Raw genomic sequence first — 13,207 nt, 5'->3', positions numbered from 1 at the left:
ACCATGTGTAGGCGTCCACGGTTAGATTGGTTTTTAAGCTAAAAATACAACTTTAAGTCCCGAACGCGAGCATCTCTTGCTTATGCAATTTCTGCGCCAAAATTTCTAAGTAATGCGTCTGCATACGCAAAGAAAATCCAGCGGAATATGGATTCATAAAACCATGCTTACAGCCAATCGCCACTTCCGCTTGATGGCCGCGTTGCCGTAATTCTTTGACGACAATATTAGGCTGGTAAGCATTTTCATGTTCGGCGAAAATGAAATGGGTATCGCAATGACTTTGGATGTCTAGATGGTCGCGGATCCGTGATCCGTAAAAGAGGGTAGCGCTATCTAGTTGCAGGGATAGTTCTTCACACGCCAGCCACCAGGCACTGGCGCCAGCGCTAAAACCTATCACATGAGTGAGTTGCTGCTGGTCTTGTGCGATGGTTTTGAGTTTTTTTGCAAAAGCTTGTACCCCACCTGAAGCCAAAAAGGCTTGATATGCTTGCTGCTCATTGTTTGTTGCATAGCCAGCGTCAAACGGTGAGGCAATGATGCAAGACAATCCTACGTAACGTTGTAAACTAGCGATGGCGGGCGTGTTACCGAATACATCGGTGACAATTAATACAGTTGCAGGCATTGAGGTAAACATCAGACAAGCTGAGGTGAAGCAAAAAAGAGCGCGAAGCTTAGCGGGTTGAGATGCGGAATGCAAGCTTGCTTAGCATTTACTTCGCATTTACTTGGACTTCACATAGAAGTCCGCGGTTAAAAATGTGCGTTGAGTCGCTAGAGCATTTCCGCAATCGCCCATTGAATTTCCGCCAGTGCTGCCGGATCGCTTTCATTCAAGCTACTTTGTAGTGCTGGCAGGCTGCGTTTGTCGGCGAGATCGCCGAGTGCATGGGCGGCATTGGCGCGTACAAAAGGGTGAGAGTCTTGCAGTAAAGCGGAGATCCTCAAGCTCCAGTGACGTGGTGCAAAATCACCCAAGGCACGCGCAGCTTCAGCCCGTACGAACGGGTCTTGATCATTGAGCATAATCGCAATTACCGCGGCGGTTTCTTGAAAACGCATTTCACTCAATCCCCATAAAGCCAGACGGCGCACGGTCGCGCGTTGATCGTGTAAGGCTAAGACTAGGGCCGGGATGGCTGCCCTTTGTTTGAAGGAAGCGACTTCTAGCGCATGTCGATTGTGAAAATCCGCGCGACGTAGGGCTAGTGCTAAGGCGGTGAAATTAGGATTGTGCAGTTTGTCTAATTCATTCGCCGCTAAGTTGCCAGCCAAGTTTTTATCTGCGTGTTCAGCTCCACCAGAATCGCCATTGCTTAAATGCTGCGTTTGTGTGAACAGAGCATGCGGCCAGCGTAGCTGTTCGCCCGTTAAATTAATGGCAGCTAAGGGCAGCAAAATCACGATGCTGATAATTACGCTAACGATCCAAGTTGATTTACGGACGGCGGCGCGTTGACGATGTGGTTCCAAGATTGCCATGATCCTTGCCACCAGGGGTTTGCCACGCGCGGCTAAAGCATTGACGCTCGCATGTGGCGCATCGGCTTGTTTTGAGACTTGCATCAGGGTTTGCGCATAGCTTGATGCGCTGCTACCGCTTTTCAACACTTTGTCATCCGCAGCACATTCCATATTAAATTGCAGATCCCTGAGCATTAACCAGATCAGAGGATGAAACCAATACAGCGCAGCGACCACGCGCGCTAGGATTAAACTTAACCAATCGTAATGTGCGATGTGCGCCAGTTCATGTCGCAGAATATCTTTGGCTTCAATTTGTTCCTGTTGCGTTAGTCGATTGAATGTCGCACGGTCGATTAAAATCACTGGATGCAGCAGACCCCAACTCACAGGTGCCCGCAGGCGATCAGAAATCATCAACTGCACGGGGCGTTGAATCTGATAGTGCGTACTAAGTTGCGCCAATTTACTCGTCCACATTTGTGCTGTACGCGGGTCTATGTTTTTCGACGACAGTGGCGACGATGCGCGATATAAATGCTGGAGACGCAGAATATCCAACAGAATTTTGAAAAGCAAAAGTACACTGACTGCCGCATAAATGATCAGCACGGTCTTGAGTAAATGAGGCTCTTCTTGTTGACTAATGCTAGTACTAATATAGGCGATGCCCGGTAAGTCGGGCAATAGCAGAGGGGCGTCGCTGATGGCGGAGATGGCTAGTGGCAAACTGATAGGTGTGCTTGGTAACAGCCACCACAGTAAAGGCAAACTCAGTAATGCCAATATGCTGAGCTGCCCGGCTAAGACTTTGCGACTTGCGGATTGTCGCTTGAATAAACTTAATGCCAATAGCAGCGCCAACAGAATTACACTGATCTTGATGACGATGCCGATTAGATCGAGTAATTCCCATGAGCTGGAATTGGCGGTGGGGTTCATCTTCCTTCTTTCTTCGCTTTATCAATTAAGGCTTGCAATTGATCGATATCGGCACTGCTCAATTTGTCCGACATGCCGAGCAACGCCGTTGCGGCGCTGGCAGGAGAATCATTGAAAAAAACGCCGACCAGTTTTTTTAATGCCGAGTCAGCGACTTTGTTTTTCGCTTCCACTGCTTGATAAAAATAGCGTTGTCCTTCTTCACGATGCGTCAACACGCCTTTTTCTTCTAGGCGGCTGAGCATGGCGCGTATCGCCGAGTTGCTAGGCGGTTCGTCCAACTGCGCTTGAATTTGCGCTGCGGTGGCTTCTTGTAATCGATAAATAACTTCCACCACTTGCCGTTCACGCCAAGGCAAATCTTCTAGTCCAATTTTTTCTGTAGTCATAGTTTTCATTTGGTTGGTATTGCGGTAGCTAGGACGCCATCGTCACTTGCGAGAGCCGCTTTATTTCTTCAACAAAGCTTGTTCTGCCTTGGCTAAATTATCTTGATAGCCTTTGATGGTTTTTGGGCTACGTTGTGGATTCGCTTGCGCCAAGCTAATCGCTTTGGTGAATTGCGTTTTGGCTTCGGCAAAGCGACCTAATTCTAGCAAAGCCTCGCCGTGGCTGTCATACACATTATCGGATTGCGTAAACTGCTCAACATTAAAGCGGAAGATGAATTCAGCCATGAGCGGTTGTTTGCCTTTGGTCATGACATCAAAGCCCAATTGATTGATCTCGCCCTCAGAAAACTGCGAAGTCTTTAATGCTGTAAAAACGGTGTTTTTGGCGGCTTCACTTTGCTGATTTTGTAGTTCTGTTCCCGCTTGTCCTAATGCGCTCATTACCGCTTGACGCGCTTGTTGTTTGGCTTGTTGACGCGCGATTTTTTGCGCTTCGATGTTTAAACCTGAAATGATTTGTTCAATCGCATTAATGACTAAGTGTGGTTCGTCATTTTGGATGTGATGACCGCTACGGTTCGTCACCACATGTGTCGCATTAGAAAAGAGATCGGTAAGTGTGGCGTGCAAATTGCGTTTCACCTTTAAAGCGACGGCCGTTTCTTGGAAGAAGGGATTGTTTTTGAATTCTTGCACCGAGCTAAGAATCGCCATCGGTACATCTGGTAAGGCAGCTTGATTCGGCAATTTGCCTTCATCAAAAATCGCTTGCACTAAGGCTAGATCTGCTTTTGCAGACGGTGGTGCCATGCCGGCGAAGCGCTGTTGATCTTGTGTGACTTTCGCGGCGTCAATTTTTCTTAATTCGATTTCTAGGGTTTCATTGGCAGGATCAACCAAGACCAAGCCCGCCACTTGTTGAGGATAAGCGCTAGCAAATTGACGTACTACCCAGCCGCCGTAAGAATGACCGACCAGAATCAAAGGTTTTTTGAGATCTAGCGCGGCGATTAATTGCTGCAATTCTTCTGTATGTTGAAGCAGATTTAAAGGCTGAGAACGCGCCGGAGACTTCCCAACACCAGCACGTGAATACACCAAAATCTGTGCTTGTTTCGCCACAGTGGGCGCGACTTTACGCCACACACTCAAGTCGCTGATAAAGCCAGCTTCGAACACCACGGTGTAAGGGCCATCGCCCGTCACAACCGCGTGCAATTTGCCGTTTTTGATATCGACTAAGGCATCTTTGTCTTGTGCCTGTGCCGTCAAATTAATGGTCAGCAATGCCGCCATCGCGAATACGATTTTTTTAAAAAAGTTTTTCATGATCTTTCCTCTGGGTCTTCAAGACTTAGGATTTACTAATTAGGACTTACGCAAAACAGACGCTGGCGTCCTCGTGTTCGCCTTGCCGTACATATTTACTGTCTGCGGCACCACGCCTAGCCAGTGCAATTTTGTGTAAGCCCTACTAATAATACAAATTGTCTAAAACAAACGCTACTTATGTAGCATGCTGCAAGTGTAGCATGTGCTGATAGTTTGTGCCAGTTATCTGAATAAATCTGCTGAAGCTGCGATGCGTGTCGTCAGAACTTCGCATTTGATGCAAGAAATCTTGGGTTTCGTCACATTGCATGTGCTTGCTTGATCAAAATGCGATGTAATGCTGCTCATTAACTGAAAGGGCTTATCATGACTTTAAACAAGCAGTGTTTTTTTCGTTGGACTGGATTATTGACCGTACTCTTTGGCGCCAGTGTCAGCATTTCGGCGATGCCCGTTAAACAAGTGGTGACAACTTCTGCGACTACTGATGCATTGGCACTCGTGCAAAAGCACGTGCAGGCACAAGCTAACTTCGATCAAAAAACTTTAGACGCGATCACGCACTCACAATACATCGAAGTGTCTCCCGCCGGAGAAGTGGATGAGCGTGCCAAGATGCTCGGTTTTTATGCGATTGAAAACAAAAAGCAAGTGCCAGTCGTGGAAGTATTAGAGCCAGTATTTCGTGAGGTCGCCGAAGGCAAACTAGTCATCGCCAAATTGCGTTACAAGATGCAAGCCGGTGAACAAACCCGCCAATTCTCCATCCGCGCTAGCTATATGCTGTGTAAAGAAAAGGCGGATTGGAAAGTCTGTTCGGCGCAGTACACTGGGATTCGATAACAAAGGTCTTGTTTGTAAACCAACTTCGGGGGGGCATGTAGAACCCATAGCAAGGCTTCGCAAGATGCGATGGCGGTGCATTGAAATAGGGCGCAATGCACTGCGCCTTAACGAGTTGACAGCCCTTTATGTCACTCTCTTGAATACTTGGTTGAGAAGCGGAAGGCGGACTTCGCGGATATTGGGATTCGTTTTAAACTCTTCAATTTGTCGAAGCTCCAGCAAATAGCGATCCCAGAAAGAATTCCATTTCTTCACTTTTTTCGGAGCTGGTACGTGCAACTTCCAATGAACGCGTACACATTCGCGTCGACAAAGCGGACAGAAAAACGCTTCAATATTCTGATCCTTTCTTTGCAATTTCCGACAGTGTAGGCAAGCAAATGTGCGATTACTCATAATGCATAGCGTTGAATCGAAAGGTGTGCATATCAAACAGTAAAAATGAAAGTTGCTCGTACTCGCACATCCTTTTCGAATAGTATGTTAGCGTCAAATTTACGGCTCAGACGATAGATAATTCTTTAGACAGTGCTTCATAAAATTCCACAGGGCCAAGAACAATTTTTTTCGCCAATTCAGACGCTCGTTCTTTAGATAGGTTCGGGCCAAACCTAATCAGTTCACGCGTGATTTCGATATATTTTTCCAAACTAATCTCAGCTTCTTTTAGTCCAAGTACTTTCAACGCCATTCTAGCCCGGCGAAGTGGCTGATTATTTTTGTATATGTTTGACTTTGCTTCTTCGAAATCAACAGCACCTTTTAAACCTTGAACCTTATTGCTCACTTCGGTCGCATATGTACCAATCAAATGTTCAAATTCAGTAACGTCATTTGCAGTTTGCATTAGTAAGTCGAACCTTCGCTTTGAGAGTTCTTTCTTTGAATCGTGCTTATGACCAAGTTTCGAAAGTAAATATGTTGAAACACCACCAATGATTGTACCGGCAATGGTACCGAGGACGGGAAATCCGATTTTTACAGCATCGGACAGCAATTGAGTCTCTGCAGGTGTCATGTTTTCTAAATTTGCTATCGTGATTTGACAAGTTGCAAAGATAACCGACCATCAAAATAAAGACAATTTGTTTCTTTACGTTCGCAAGTCGCTTGGATGCATCACAAATTTCAATATGTCGATCAAGCATGCAGCTCTAAGCAAACGTACAAAAGCATCAATTAACCAAAACCAAATCGCGCAATTTGATATACATCACCTGCGACGTAATTACTCGTCTAGCCTTTTTTAATTTTCGACTTGAATATACAAGCAATCCTCTGAATTCGACACATCGTTTGAACTACATGTTTAATATCGTCCCAACGAAAACCACCTATAATCGCGGCTTTCATTCAAGCGCTTTGCTTAGCGCACAACCTCAAGGATATTCATGCACTACCAGCTTTCCACCTTAGTTCCCAAGATCTCCGCCGTAGGTTTAATTCTAAGTCTGAGCTTAGGTTTAAGCGCTTGTAATCGTCCAACCGAAGCGGTTGATCCTGCGAATTCTGTTGCAGCGATGCAGAGCACTGATTTGGTCGTTGGTACTGGTGTTGTCGCCGAGTCGGGTAAGCAGGTGACTGTGCATTACACAGGTTGGTTGTATGACGCAAAAGCGCCTGGACAACGTGGGCAACAATTTGATAGTTCGGTCACACGTGGCACGCCATTTAGTTTTCAGCTTGGTGATGGTCAAGTGATTAAGGGTTGGGATCAAGGAGTCGTTGGTATGAAAGTTGGTGGGCATCGTAATTTGATTATTCCATCGGATCTCGCTTATGGTCCGGGTGGACGTGGGCCGATTCCTCCGGCGGCGACATTGGTATTTGATATTCAGCTAATTGCGGTGAACTAGGGCAGGTATTTTGTATCCAAGCAGTGTCTTCGAATGCTGAGCGCCGCGCGTATTCAGATGAATCTCGATAATTGATTAAGAATTACGCAGTATTGAATGTAGCTTTTATAGAAAGTCTCGTATGTCAACAATGAATAAGATTGCCATCGCCTTGGCACTGAGCTTTAGCTCATCCGCAATTTTTGCCGCTGAAGTGGGAATTGCTTCGTTTAATTTGGCGTGGATGGGGAGTAAGGATGATTTTAAAAAGCATCTCGAAGTTTGCTCCGCACCGCAAGTGAATTGGTGTGAAACCCGCGCCAGAACCATGCGCGATGCGCAGTCCCCAACGAATGAAGAGGTCGAACGTGCTAAACAATGCCAAGCCAATTTTGAAACGGCTGCTGGCGGTGCAGAAAAAAGTATGATGGTGGCGCCTTGTAATGCTTATCGGCTCAATAGCAATAATTGGCAGAACGCGTATGCGTGGTATGCGCAAAAAGTGCATGGCTTAGCTGCGACGATCGATAAGCTGGTGGTCGACGAAGGGATTTCGATTTTTGCGTTTCAAGAGGTGAGCAATCGCGCCGCAATCCAAGATATTTTAGGTAAACATGCAGCAGATTTTGAATCTTGTGTGGCTGAGCATAATGCGTTTCAAACGGTTGGGTTTGCTTGGAAAAAATCGCTAAGCAAAAAGCCCGTCGTTTGTAAAAATGAAGATGCTTTAGCCATCAAAGAAAAAGCCGATGACGTGAAAGGTATTCGTCGTTTACGTCCGGGCGTGGAGTTGAATTTAACGATAGAAGGAAAAGCGTTTAGTCTCTTGAATGTGCATTTGAAATCGTCGTGCGCGAATCTGGTCAACACAGAACGTTATCCCGCCCGTTTGCTGACCGATAACGATGCGGCGTGCAAGGTATTAAATCGTCAAATTGCACCGTTAGAAAATTGGATAGAGGCAGTCGCGGCAAAGACGCCTATGTTTATCCTGTTGGGCGATTTTAATCGTCGTATTGATGAAGAAGCCGCTGCGAATATTCCGGCAAAAGAAGTGCGCTTGGATGGTTCGGATCCCGCGAGTCCGAATAGCACAGGATCATTTGGTGAAGTGAAATCGCGCGTGATGTGGCAAGAGATTTCGGATGGCACGCCAAGCTTGGTGCAAATCCCGTTAGCAGAAGGATCTGCGTGCAAAGGCTTCGTTGGCTTAGATCATATTTTGTTCAGCACCGCGCTGCATGCGAAACAAGCGAAGGGTTTTAACTCGCTTAAATTGCCTGTGATTCAAGAAGCAGGGCAGAAGATCATCTCTAGCGATCATTGCCCGCGCATCGTTAAGATGAAAATTTAAGTAGATGGATGGGGAGCGATTAGTTTTTTCTGAGTTTAGAAAAGCTGATCGGTTCCCATGGGCGCATCGCCATCAATACGCCGATACCATGACGTTTCTTCAGCGGTGATTGCAGACTTTCTGCGTGCAGTTCTGCAAATTTTCGTTTGAGATGACGTAATTCAGTTTGAAATTTACTCGCGGCTGCTTCGGTTAGCATGCCATGCGTAAAGGTGAAATTTTCCATCTCATGATGAAAGCGTGAATTGAGAAAATCTGGCATTCCTTCTTGTCGGAAGTAATCGCGAATCGGTCCACCCGGTATCCAATCAAAGTCGCGGCTGATGTTTAATCGAATACGGTTGCCGGGCAATAGGCTAATCAACTTCAATTGATCTAGCTTGAGCAAATGCCGTAAGCATTCGGTTTCTGATAATCGATAGGTGCTGAGAATATCGGCCATGCTCCAATGGTTGACCGCGCAGACGGCGACCATCAGCAACACACTGTCGGAAATCAGCTCGGTTTCTTGCGCGCTACTTAAAGTGCTTAACTTTGCCTGTGTCAGGCTGGCTTCTTGTGTTAACTCTGCTAAGCTAAATCCCAAAAAATGACTAATTTCGATAATGCGGTCAAGTGTGATCGGCGCTTCACTGCTGTCGCTAAACATGCGCTTGATGCTGGCTTCTGATAACTGCAAGGCATCGGCAACATCGCGGTAGGTTTTGGCTTGCTGTTTTAGTTGATATTTAATCGTGTTGAGCAATTGTTTGATTTCAGTCATAGCGTTGTGTGCTGGTATTTTGTTGACGATTTTCTTGGTAACTTCGTTGGCAATCTGGTTCGCAGCCTAGTGGCTGATTTGCGCCTTGGATAGGACGATACACTTACTTTACCATTTCGCGCCATCCTTGAATATGTCAGGTGTGAAACCCCTTGAGTAGCGCCTCTTGCGACTTTGTATCAAAGATGATGCAACTTGGTTTATGGCGATTTGGATTCGCACGCTGGTTTGGCATGCTGCAGCTTCTTGAGTTTTTCTTGAAAGCGGGTGAGTGATGGAAAGCAAGTGGCGTTTGTTGCCGGCAGTAGTAGTTTTGGTTTGCGCGATATCCATGTTGATGTATGGCGTGATACCGCAATACGATGCATATCATGTGTTTGCAGATAGCAAAACGTATTTGGGTATTCCGAATGCGATGGATGTGCTCAGCAATATTGCATTCGGTTTGACTGGCCTCATGGGCTTGATCGGCTTAAGTTTGGCCTGGATTCTTGGTCGACGATGGGGTGCACAAGTGACTGCAGATCGATGGCAGCCCCGAGACATCGCTTATCTTGTATTTGTTGTGTCGATTTTTGCGACCAGCTTTGGTTCGGGTTTTTATCATTGGGCACCGGATGATGCGCGGCTGTTTTGGGATCGCTTGCCGATTGCTTGCGCTTGCGCGAGTTTATTGGCTGCGGTTCGTATCGAAGCAATGAATGTTCGTCGATTTTCTGTCGCCGCAGCGAATGTGCTTGTGTTGCTCTTGTTTGCGCTGATTTCGGTACTTTGGTGGAAAAATACTGGCGATTTGCGTTTGTATCTGGTGTTGCAGTTGCTGGCAATTGTATTGATTCCCTTGTGGCAGATGACTTATCCAACAATGCGCCAAACACGTTGGGTCTTTGCGATCGCGATTGGCATGTATGTGTCGGCAAAAGTGGCAGAAATTTTGGATGTGGCGATCTTATCTCACACAGGTTTTATAAGCGGACATACGATCAAGCATTTATTGGCGAGCGGCGCTGCTGCATTGATTATTTGGAATTGGCTGAGCGCGAAGTGCGTGCATGCTAGCGCAGCGACAACTGACTTGAAGCGATCAGTTTGAGGGCAGATCGTTGGCGCTCAATGCTGGTAGCAAAAAACGCTACCAGCCGTAGCGATATATCGTACTTTTAAGATAATAGATATGAATATGCAACTTGATAGCACCTTCGTGTTCAAATGGCGCATCTCTTGTTTATCCGTTTTGTCCTATGCCCCACTATCGTATATTGCCACCAGTTTTTGACTCTTCAAAAAATCTGCGCGTTATGCCATCTGCGATCCATAGTTTGGAGGCGCAGGCTGAACTCAGACAGCAAGCTTTGCAAGCATTACATTATCAAAAACATGCGTCGGTGAAGCCGCTATCGAATACGAATAGATCTGCGCTTCAACGACATGCCATTCCAGCTTTACTCATCCTCGCAACATTGACGACTTTGGCAATTTGGTTTTTTCTATGAACCTAGCTATACCTTGGTTCATAGGTAATTCACTCTGGGGGCGTTCTATTTGTTAGTGAGACACCAGCAATCACCAATAGTCCACCTAACACCATAGAAATTAATATTGCTTCATTCAATAGTAGTGCACTCAAGCTGACACCAAATACAGGCACCAGATTGTTGAAGACCGCAGTACGCGCGGGGCCGATGGCCTTAACGCCTTCGTAGTACCAAACGAAACCAATCACGGTGCCAAACACACCTAAGAAAGCGATCGCGCTTAACACTTGCCAAGTCAATTTGGCAGTATCTAACAAGGGCAACTGATTGACCGCACCCATGCAAAGTAACAGCAAGCCCCATAAGGATGCATAAGTCGTTGCTGCAATTGGTGATAAGCCTTTAAGTGCGTGTTTTCCCAAAATCGTATACGCAGTCCAGGAAGCGACAGCGCCTAACATAAACAATTCACCCGCACCCATCGCGCTAGAGATGTCATGAGCTACACTCAATAGATCGCCGCGTGTGATGACGACTGCAGCGCCGACAAAGGCAATCGCAATACCTAGCCATTTCAAAAATCCTAAACGTTCACGAAACAAAATTGCCATCGCTAATGCGGTAACAATAGGACTAAGCGAAACGAACAAAGCACTACGACCCGCGGGCATACGCTCTAGCGCAGCGAGGAAGCAAATGTTGTATAGAAAAATACCGGTAGCGCCTAGGCCAAAAGTCGCGTGTTTTTGTTGTCTGGTGAGTTTAGGTAAACCGCCTTCGACTCGCCAGGCTAATAAGAGTAAAAATACACAGGCCACTAGAAACCGTCCGGCGGCAGCGATCATATGTGGAATTTCAGTTGATACGATACGACCCGCGATAAAAGTGCCACCCCAAAATAGCGCGACACAGACCAGCTTGAGGTAAACCGATAAAGGTGCTTTGCTCATGGCTCTGACAGATCAGTTAGTTGCACTGCGAACAAAGCGATAAACTTCGTCTGCATCTAAGTGACGTTGCAATTTGCCCTCGAACCAAAGATGATGACAATGCGCCAAAGCTTCACCCAAGGCAAATGTCAACTGATGTGCATCGAGTGGGCGTTTGAACATGATAGGCACGATATCATGTGCCGACAGCGGCGTCGTGCAAGCATCTAACACCTCTTGCAAACGTTCGGCATGATGATCTCGCAATTGTTGTATGCGTGTGTGGATGCCAGTGAAAGGCTTGCCATGCGATGGCAGCACTAAAACATCTTCTGGTAGATCCGCATATTTTTCTAAAGAATCCAAATATTGCTTGACTGGGTTGGCTTCTGGTTCTGCCGCAAATACCGAGACATTGGTTGAAATACGCGGCAACACCATATCGCCCGAGATCAGGCAATTTAATGCTGCGCAATACAACGATACGTGTTCGGGCGAATGTCCAAAACCGGTAATGATGCGCCACGTATGTTGGCCTATCGTGATTTCCTGTCCATCTTGCAAGCGGTGATAGGAAGTTGGTACGGTCGGCACTAAGCGTGTGTAATAAGTTTTGCGTTCTTGAATTTTTTCCTGCATGTCGGCAGTTACCATGCCATGTTTGCGGAAGTGTGGGAACATCGCTGAGCCATCGACCCCCGGCAAGCCGGCCGACATCATGCGTGCAAAGGCGTATTCACCCGTGCTCATGTAGAGCGGCGCATTCCACAAAGTACAAAGCCAATCTGCACTGCCAACATGGTCTGGATGGCAGTGGGTTGCGATGACACGCACTATAGGCAAACCTTTGAGATGCGAGGCAAATAAAATTTCCCAGGCATCGCGAGTCGCATCGCTATTGATGCCGCAATCGACCACAGTCCAACCGTGCGCGGAACCCGCATCGGTTTGGTAGATGTCTTCGATCAACCATAAATTGATGTGATTGAGCGCAAACGGCAAGCCCATTCTGATCCACAACACGCCTGGTGCAATTTCTATGGTTTGACCCGCCTCTGGTAGTTTGTCACTGAGAGGGTAATGCAATGCTTGTTCTTGATGATTCATGGCTATGTGTATGTGGCGCAACAGTGTATTGATGCAGAGTTTTAGGCGGTCAATGTAAATTGACGTTTACGTTAACTGCGTTTCAGGTAAGATTCTAAGTTCAAAACGCAATTGATGTTGGTCTTATCGCGATTTTTGCGAGAATTCACCGAGATTTTTTGGGTGTTTTTAAGATAACTTTCTTGTGTCGCATACAGAAAAAACTTTGAAAAAACTTTAGCAATGGCAACTTATACAATTACCGAATTGGCAAAAGAGTTCGATATTACGCCCCGTGCAATTCGCTTTTACGAAGATCAGGGCTTGATTAGTCCTAGCCGTGAAGGCCCTAGCGGACGCAATCGCGTGTACTCAGCGCGTGAGCGCACACACCTGAAATTAACCTTACGTGGCAAGCGTTTGGGTTTAAGTCTGTCTGAAATTAAACACCTGGTAACGATGTATGACTCACCCAAAGACACAGAAGTTCAGCTTAAAAGTTTCTTGGACGTATTGGCGAAGCATCGTGCTTCTTTAGAGCAGCAGCGCGAAGACATCGAAGTCATGCTAGACGAAATCACCGCGCATGAAGAAGAAAGCCAGCGCTTGTTGGGAATTGTTAATAAGGCAAAATCAAGTTCATAACAAGTAATTACAAATAGTTTGAATTGACGTTTACGTTAACGTCAATTAGAAGTATCATTTTTGACTTACGCAAAATGGTCTTTTAATTCGTTTTGCCAAATCTTTCGACATTCAGGCGGGCATATAATCTCAAGCTCA

At 46.3% G+C, this 13,207-nt stretch carries 14 protein-coding genes; 6 read left to right on the top strand and 8 right to left on the bottom strand.

The window, feature by feature from the left end; translation table 11 throughout:
- Window positions 1-52: 52 nt before the first annotated feature.
- From H8K33_RS11815 to H8K33_RS11800, 4 genes are all read right to left on the bottom strand, one after another.
- The gene (locus H8K33_RS11815; RefSeq protein ID WP_186891237.1) at window positions 53-643 is read right to left on the bottom strand and encodes a dienelactone hydrolase family protein; all 591 of its coding nucleotides are present in this window, start codon (window positions 641-643) and stop codon (window positions 53-55) included.
- A gap of 137 nt (window positions 644-780) precedes the next feature.
- Window positions 781-2,412: a M56 family metallopeptidase gene (locus tag H8K33_RS11810; protein WP_186891236.1), complete on the bottom strand. Its 1,632-nt coding sequence runs from the start codon at window positions 2,410-2,412 to the stop codon at window positions 781-783.
- A complete protein-coding gene (locus H8K33_RS11805; protein WP_246443551.1) occupies window positions 2,409-2,801 on the bottom strand; it encodes a BlaI/MecI/CopY family transcriptional regulator in 393 nt (130 codons plus the stop codon). Before H8K33_RS11805 ends, H8K33_RS11810 begins: the two co-directional genes overlap by 4 nt.
- A gap of 60 nt (window positions 2,802-2,861) precedes the next feature.
- A complete protein-coding gene (locus H8K33_RS11800) occupies window positions 2,862-4,133 on the bottom strand; it encodes an alpha/beta fold hydrolase (protein ID WP_186891234.1) in 1,272 nt (423 codons plus the stop codon).
- 369 nt (window positions 4,134-4,502) lie between these two features.
- Between H8K33_RS11800 and H8K33_RS11795 the strand changes: the two genes are divergently transcribed.
- The gene (locus H8K33_RS11795; RefSeq protein ID WP_186891233.1) at window positions 4,503-4,979 is read left to right on the top strand and encodes a nuclear transport factor 2 family protein; all 477 of its coding nucleotides are present in this window, start codon (window positions 4,503-4,505) and stop codon (window positions 4,977-4,979) included.
- 505 nt (window positions 4,980-5,484) lie between these two features.
- On the opposite strand, the gene H8K33_RS11790 is transcribed toward H8K33_RS11795, so the two are convergent.
- Window positions 5,485-6,000 (bottom strand): hypothetical protein, encoded by a 516-nt coding sequence (locus H8K33_RS11790; RefSeq protein WP_186891232.1) that lies wholly within the window; start codon window positions 5,998-6,000, stop codon window positions 5,485-5,487.
- Window positions 6,001-6,373: 373 nt separating this feature from the next.
- Between H8K33_RS11790 and H8K33_RS11785 the strand changes: the two genes are divergently transcribed.
- Both H8K33_RS11785 and H8K33_RS11780 read left to right on the top strand, forming a co-directional pair.
- Window positions 6,374-6,838 (top strand): FKBP-type peptidyl-prolyl cis-trans isomerase, encoded by a 465-nt coding sequence (locus H8K33_RS11785; RefSeq protein ID WP_186891231.1) that lies wholly within the window; start codon window positions 6,374-6,376, stop codon window positions 6,836-6,838.
- A gap of 121 nt (window positions 6,839-6,959) precedes the next feature.
- Entirely contained in the window at window positions 6,960-8,171 is a 1,212-nt protein-coding gene (locus H8K33_RS11780) for an exonuclease/endonuclease/phosphatase family protein (protein WP_186891230.1), read from the top strand.
- Window positions 8,172-8,190: 19 nt separating this feature from the next.
- On the opposite strand, the gene H8K33_RS11775 is transcribed toward H8K33_RS11780, so the two are convergent.
- Complete coding sequence (locus tag H8K33_RS11775; RefSeq protein ID WP_186891229.1) at window positions 8,191-8,934, bottom strand: helix-turn-helix domain-containing protein; 744 nt, start codon at window positions 8,932-8,934, stop codon at window positions 8,191-8,193.
- A 274-nt stretch (window positions 8,935-9,208) separates the two neighbouring features.
- Between H8K33_RS11775 and H8K33_RS11770 the strand changes: the two genes are divergently transcribed.
- Window positions 9,209-10,027, top strand: coding sequence for a hypothetical protein (locus H8K33_RS11770; RefSeq protein ID WP_186891228.1), 819 nt, complete (start codon window positions 9,209-9,211; stop codon window positions 10,025-10,027).
- Window positions 10,028-10,175: 148 nt separating this feature from the next.
- A complete protein-coding gene (locus tag H8K33_RS11765) occupies window positions 10,176-10,427 on the top strand; it encodes a hypothetical protein (protein ID WP_186891227.1) in 252 nt (83 codons plus the stop codon).
- A 29-nt stretch (window positions 10,428-10,456) separates the two neighbouring features.
- Here H8K33_RS11765 and H8K33_RS11760 read toward each other — a convergent pair whose 3' ends face one another.
- Window positions 10,457-11,359: a DMT family transporter gene (locus H8K33_RS11760; protein WP_186891226.1), complete on the bottom strand. Its 903-nt coding sequence runs from the start codon at window positions 11,357-11,359 to the stop codon at window positions 10,457-10,459.
- Window positions 11,360-11,371: 12 nt separating this feature from the next.
- A complete protein-coding gene (locus H8K33_RS11755; protein ID WP_186891225.1) occupies window positions 11,372-12,445 on the bottom strand; it encodes an MBL fold metallo-hydrolase in 1,074 nt (357 codons plus the stop codon).
- Between the two features lie 222 nt (window positions 12,446-12,667).
- Here H8K33_RS11755 and H8K33_RS11750 point away from each other — a divergent pair, with 222 nt between their 5' ends.
- Window positions 12,668-13,069: a MerR family transcriptional regulator gene (locus H8K33_RS11750; protein WP_186891224.1), complete on the top strand. Its 402-nt coding sequence runs from the start codon at window positions 12,668-12,670 to the stop codon at window positions 13,067-13,069.
- Window positions 13,070-13,207 lie beyond the last annotated feature (138 nt).

The organism is Affinundibacterium amnicola (genome assembly GCF_014284275.1).
GTDB lineage: Bacteria > Pseudomonadota > Gammaproteobacteria > Burkholderiales > Burkholderiaceae_D > Undibacterium > Undibacterium amnicola.
The sequence above is the reverse complement of the archived record's forward strand: the minus strand, read 5'-3'. Positions and strand labels throughout refer to the sequence as shown.

Excerpts from the sequence above, each read along its gene's own strand:
- H8K33_RS11815 (WP_186891237.1), bottom strand. The coding sequence starts at position 643 with ATGTTTACCTCAATGCCTGCAACTGTATTAATTGTCACCGATGTATTC.
- H8K33_RS11810 (WP_186891236.1), bottom strand. The coding sequence starts at position 2,412 with ATGAACCCCACCGCCAATTCCAGCTCATGGGAATTACTCGATCTAATC.
- H8K33_RS11805 (WP_246443551.1), bottom strand. The coding sequence starts at position 2,801 with ATGACTACAGAAAAAATTGGACTAGAAGATTTGCCTTGGCGTGAACGG.
- H8K33_RS11800 (WP_186891234.1), bottom strand. The coding sequence starts at position 4,133 with ATGAAAAACTTTTTTAAAAAAATCGTATTCGCGATGGCGGCATTGCTG.
- H8K33_RS11795 (WP_186891233.1), top strand. The coding sequence starts at position 4,503 with ATGACTTTAAACAAGCAGTGTTTTTTTCGTTGGACTGGATTATTGACC.
- H8K33_RS11790 (WP_186891232.1), bottom strand. The coding sequence starts at position 6,000 with ATGACACCTGCAGAGACTCAATTGCTGTCCGATGCTGTAAAAATCGGA.
- H8K33_RS11785 (WP_186891231.1), top strand. The coding sequence starts at position 6,374 with ATGCACTACCAGCTTTCCACCTTAGTTCCCAAGATCTCCGCCGTAGGT.
- H8K33_RS11780 (WP_186891230.1), top strand. The coding sequence starts at position 6,960 with ATGTCAACAATGAATAAGATTGCCATCGCCTTGGCACTGAGCTTTAGC.
- H8K33_RS11775 (WP_186891229.1), bottom strand. The coding sequence starts at position 8,934 with ATGACTGAAATCAAACAATTGCTCAACACGATTAAATATCAACTAAAA.
- H8K33_RS11770 (WP_186891228.1), top strand. The coding sequence starts at position 9,209 with ATGGAAAGCAAGTGGCGTTTGTTGCCGGCAGTAGTAGTTTTGGTTTGC.
- H8K33_RS11765 (WP_186891227.1), top strand. The coding sequence starts at position 10,176 with ATGCCCCACTATCGTATATTGCCACCAGTTTTTGACTCTTCAAAAAAT.
- H8K33_RS11760 (WP_186891226.1), bottom strand. The coding sequence starts at position 11,359 with ATGAGCAAAGCACCTTTATCGGTTTACCTCAAGCTGGTCTGTGTCGCG.
- H8K33_RS11755 (WP_186891225.1), bottom strand. The coding sequence starts at position 12,445 with ATGAATCATCAAGAACAAGCATTGCATTACCCTCTCAGTGACAAACTA.
- H8K33_RS11750 (WP_186891224.1), top strand. The coding sequence starts at position 12,668 with ATGGCAACTTATACAATTACCGAATTGGCAAAAGAGTTCGATATTACG.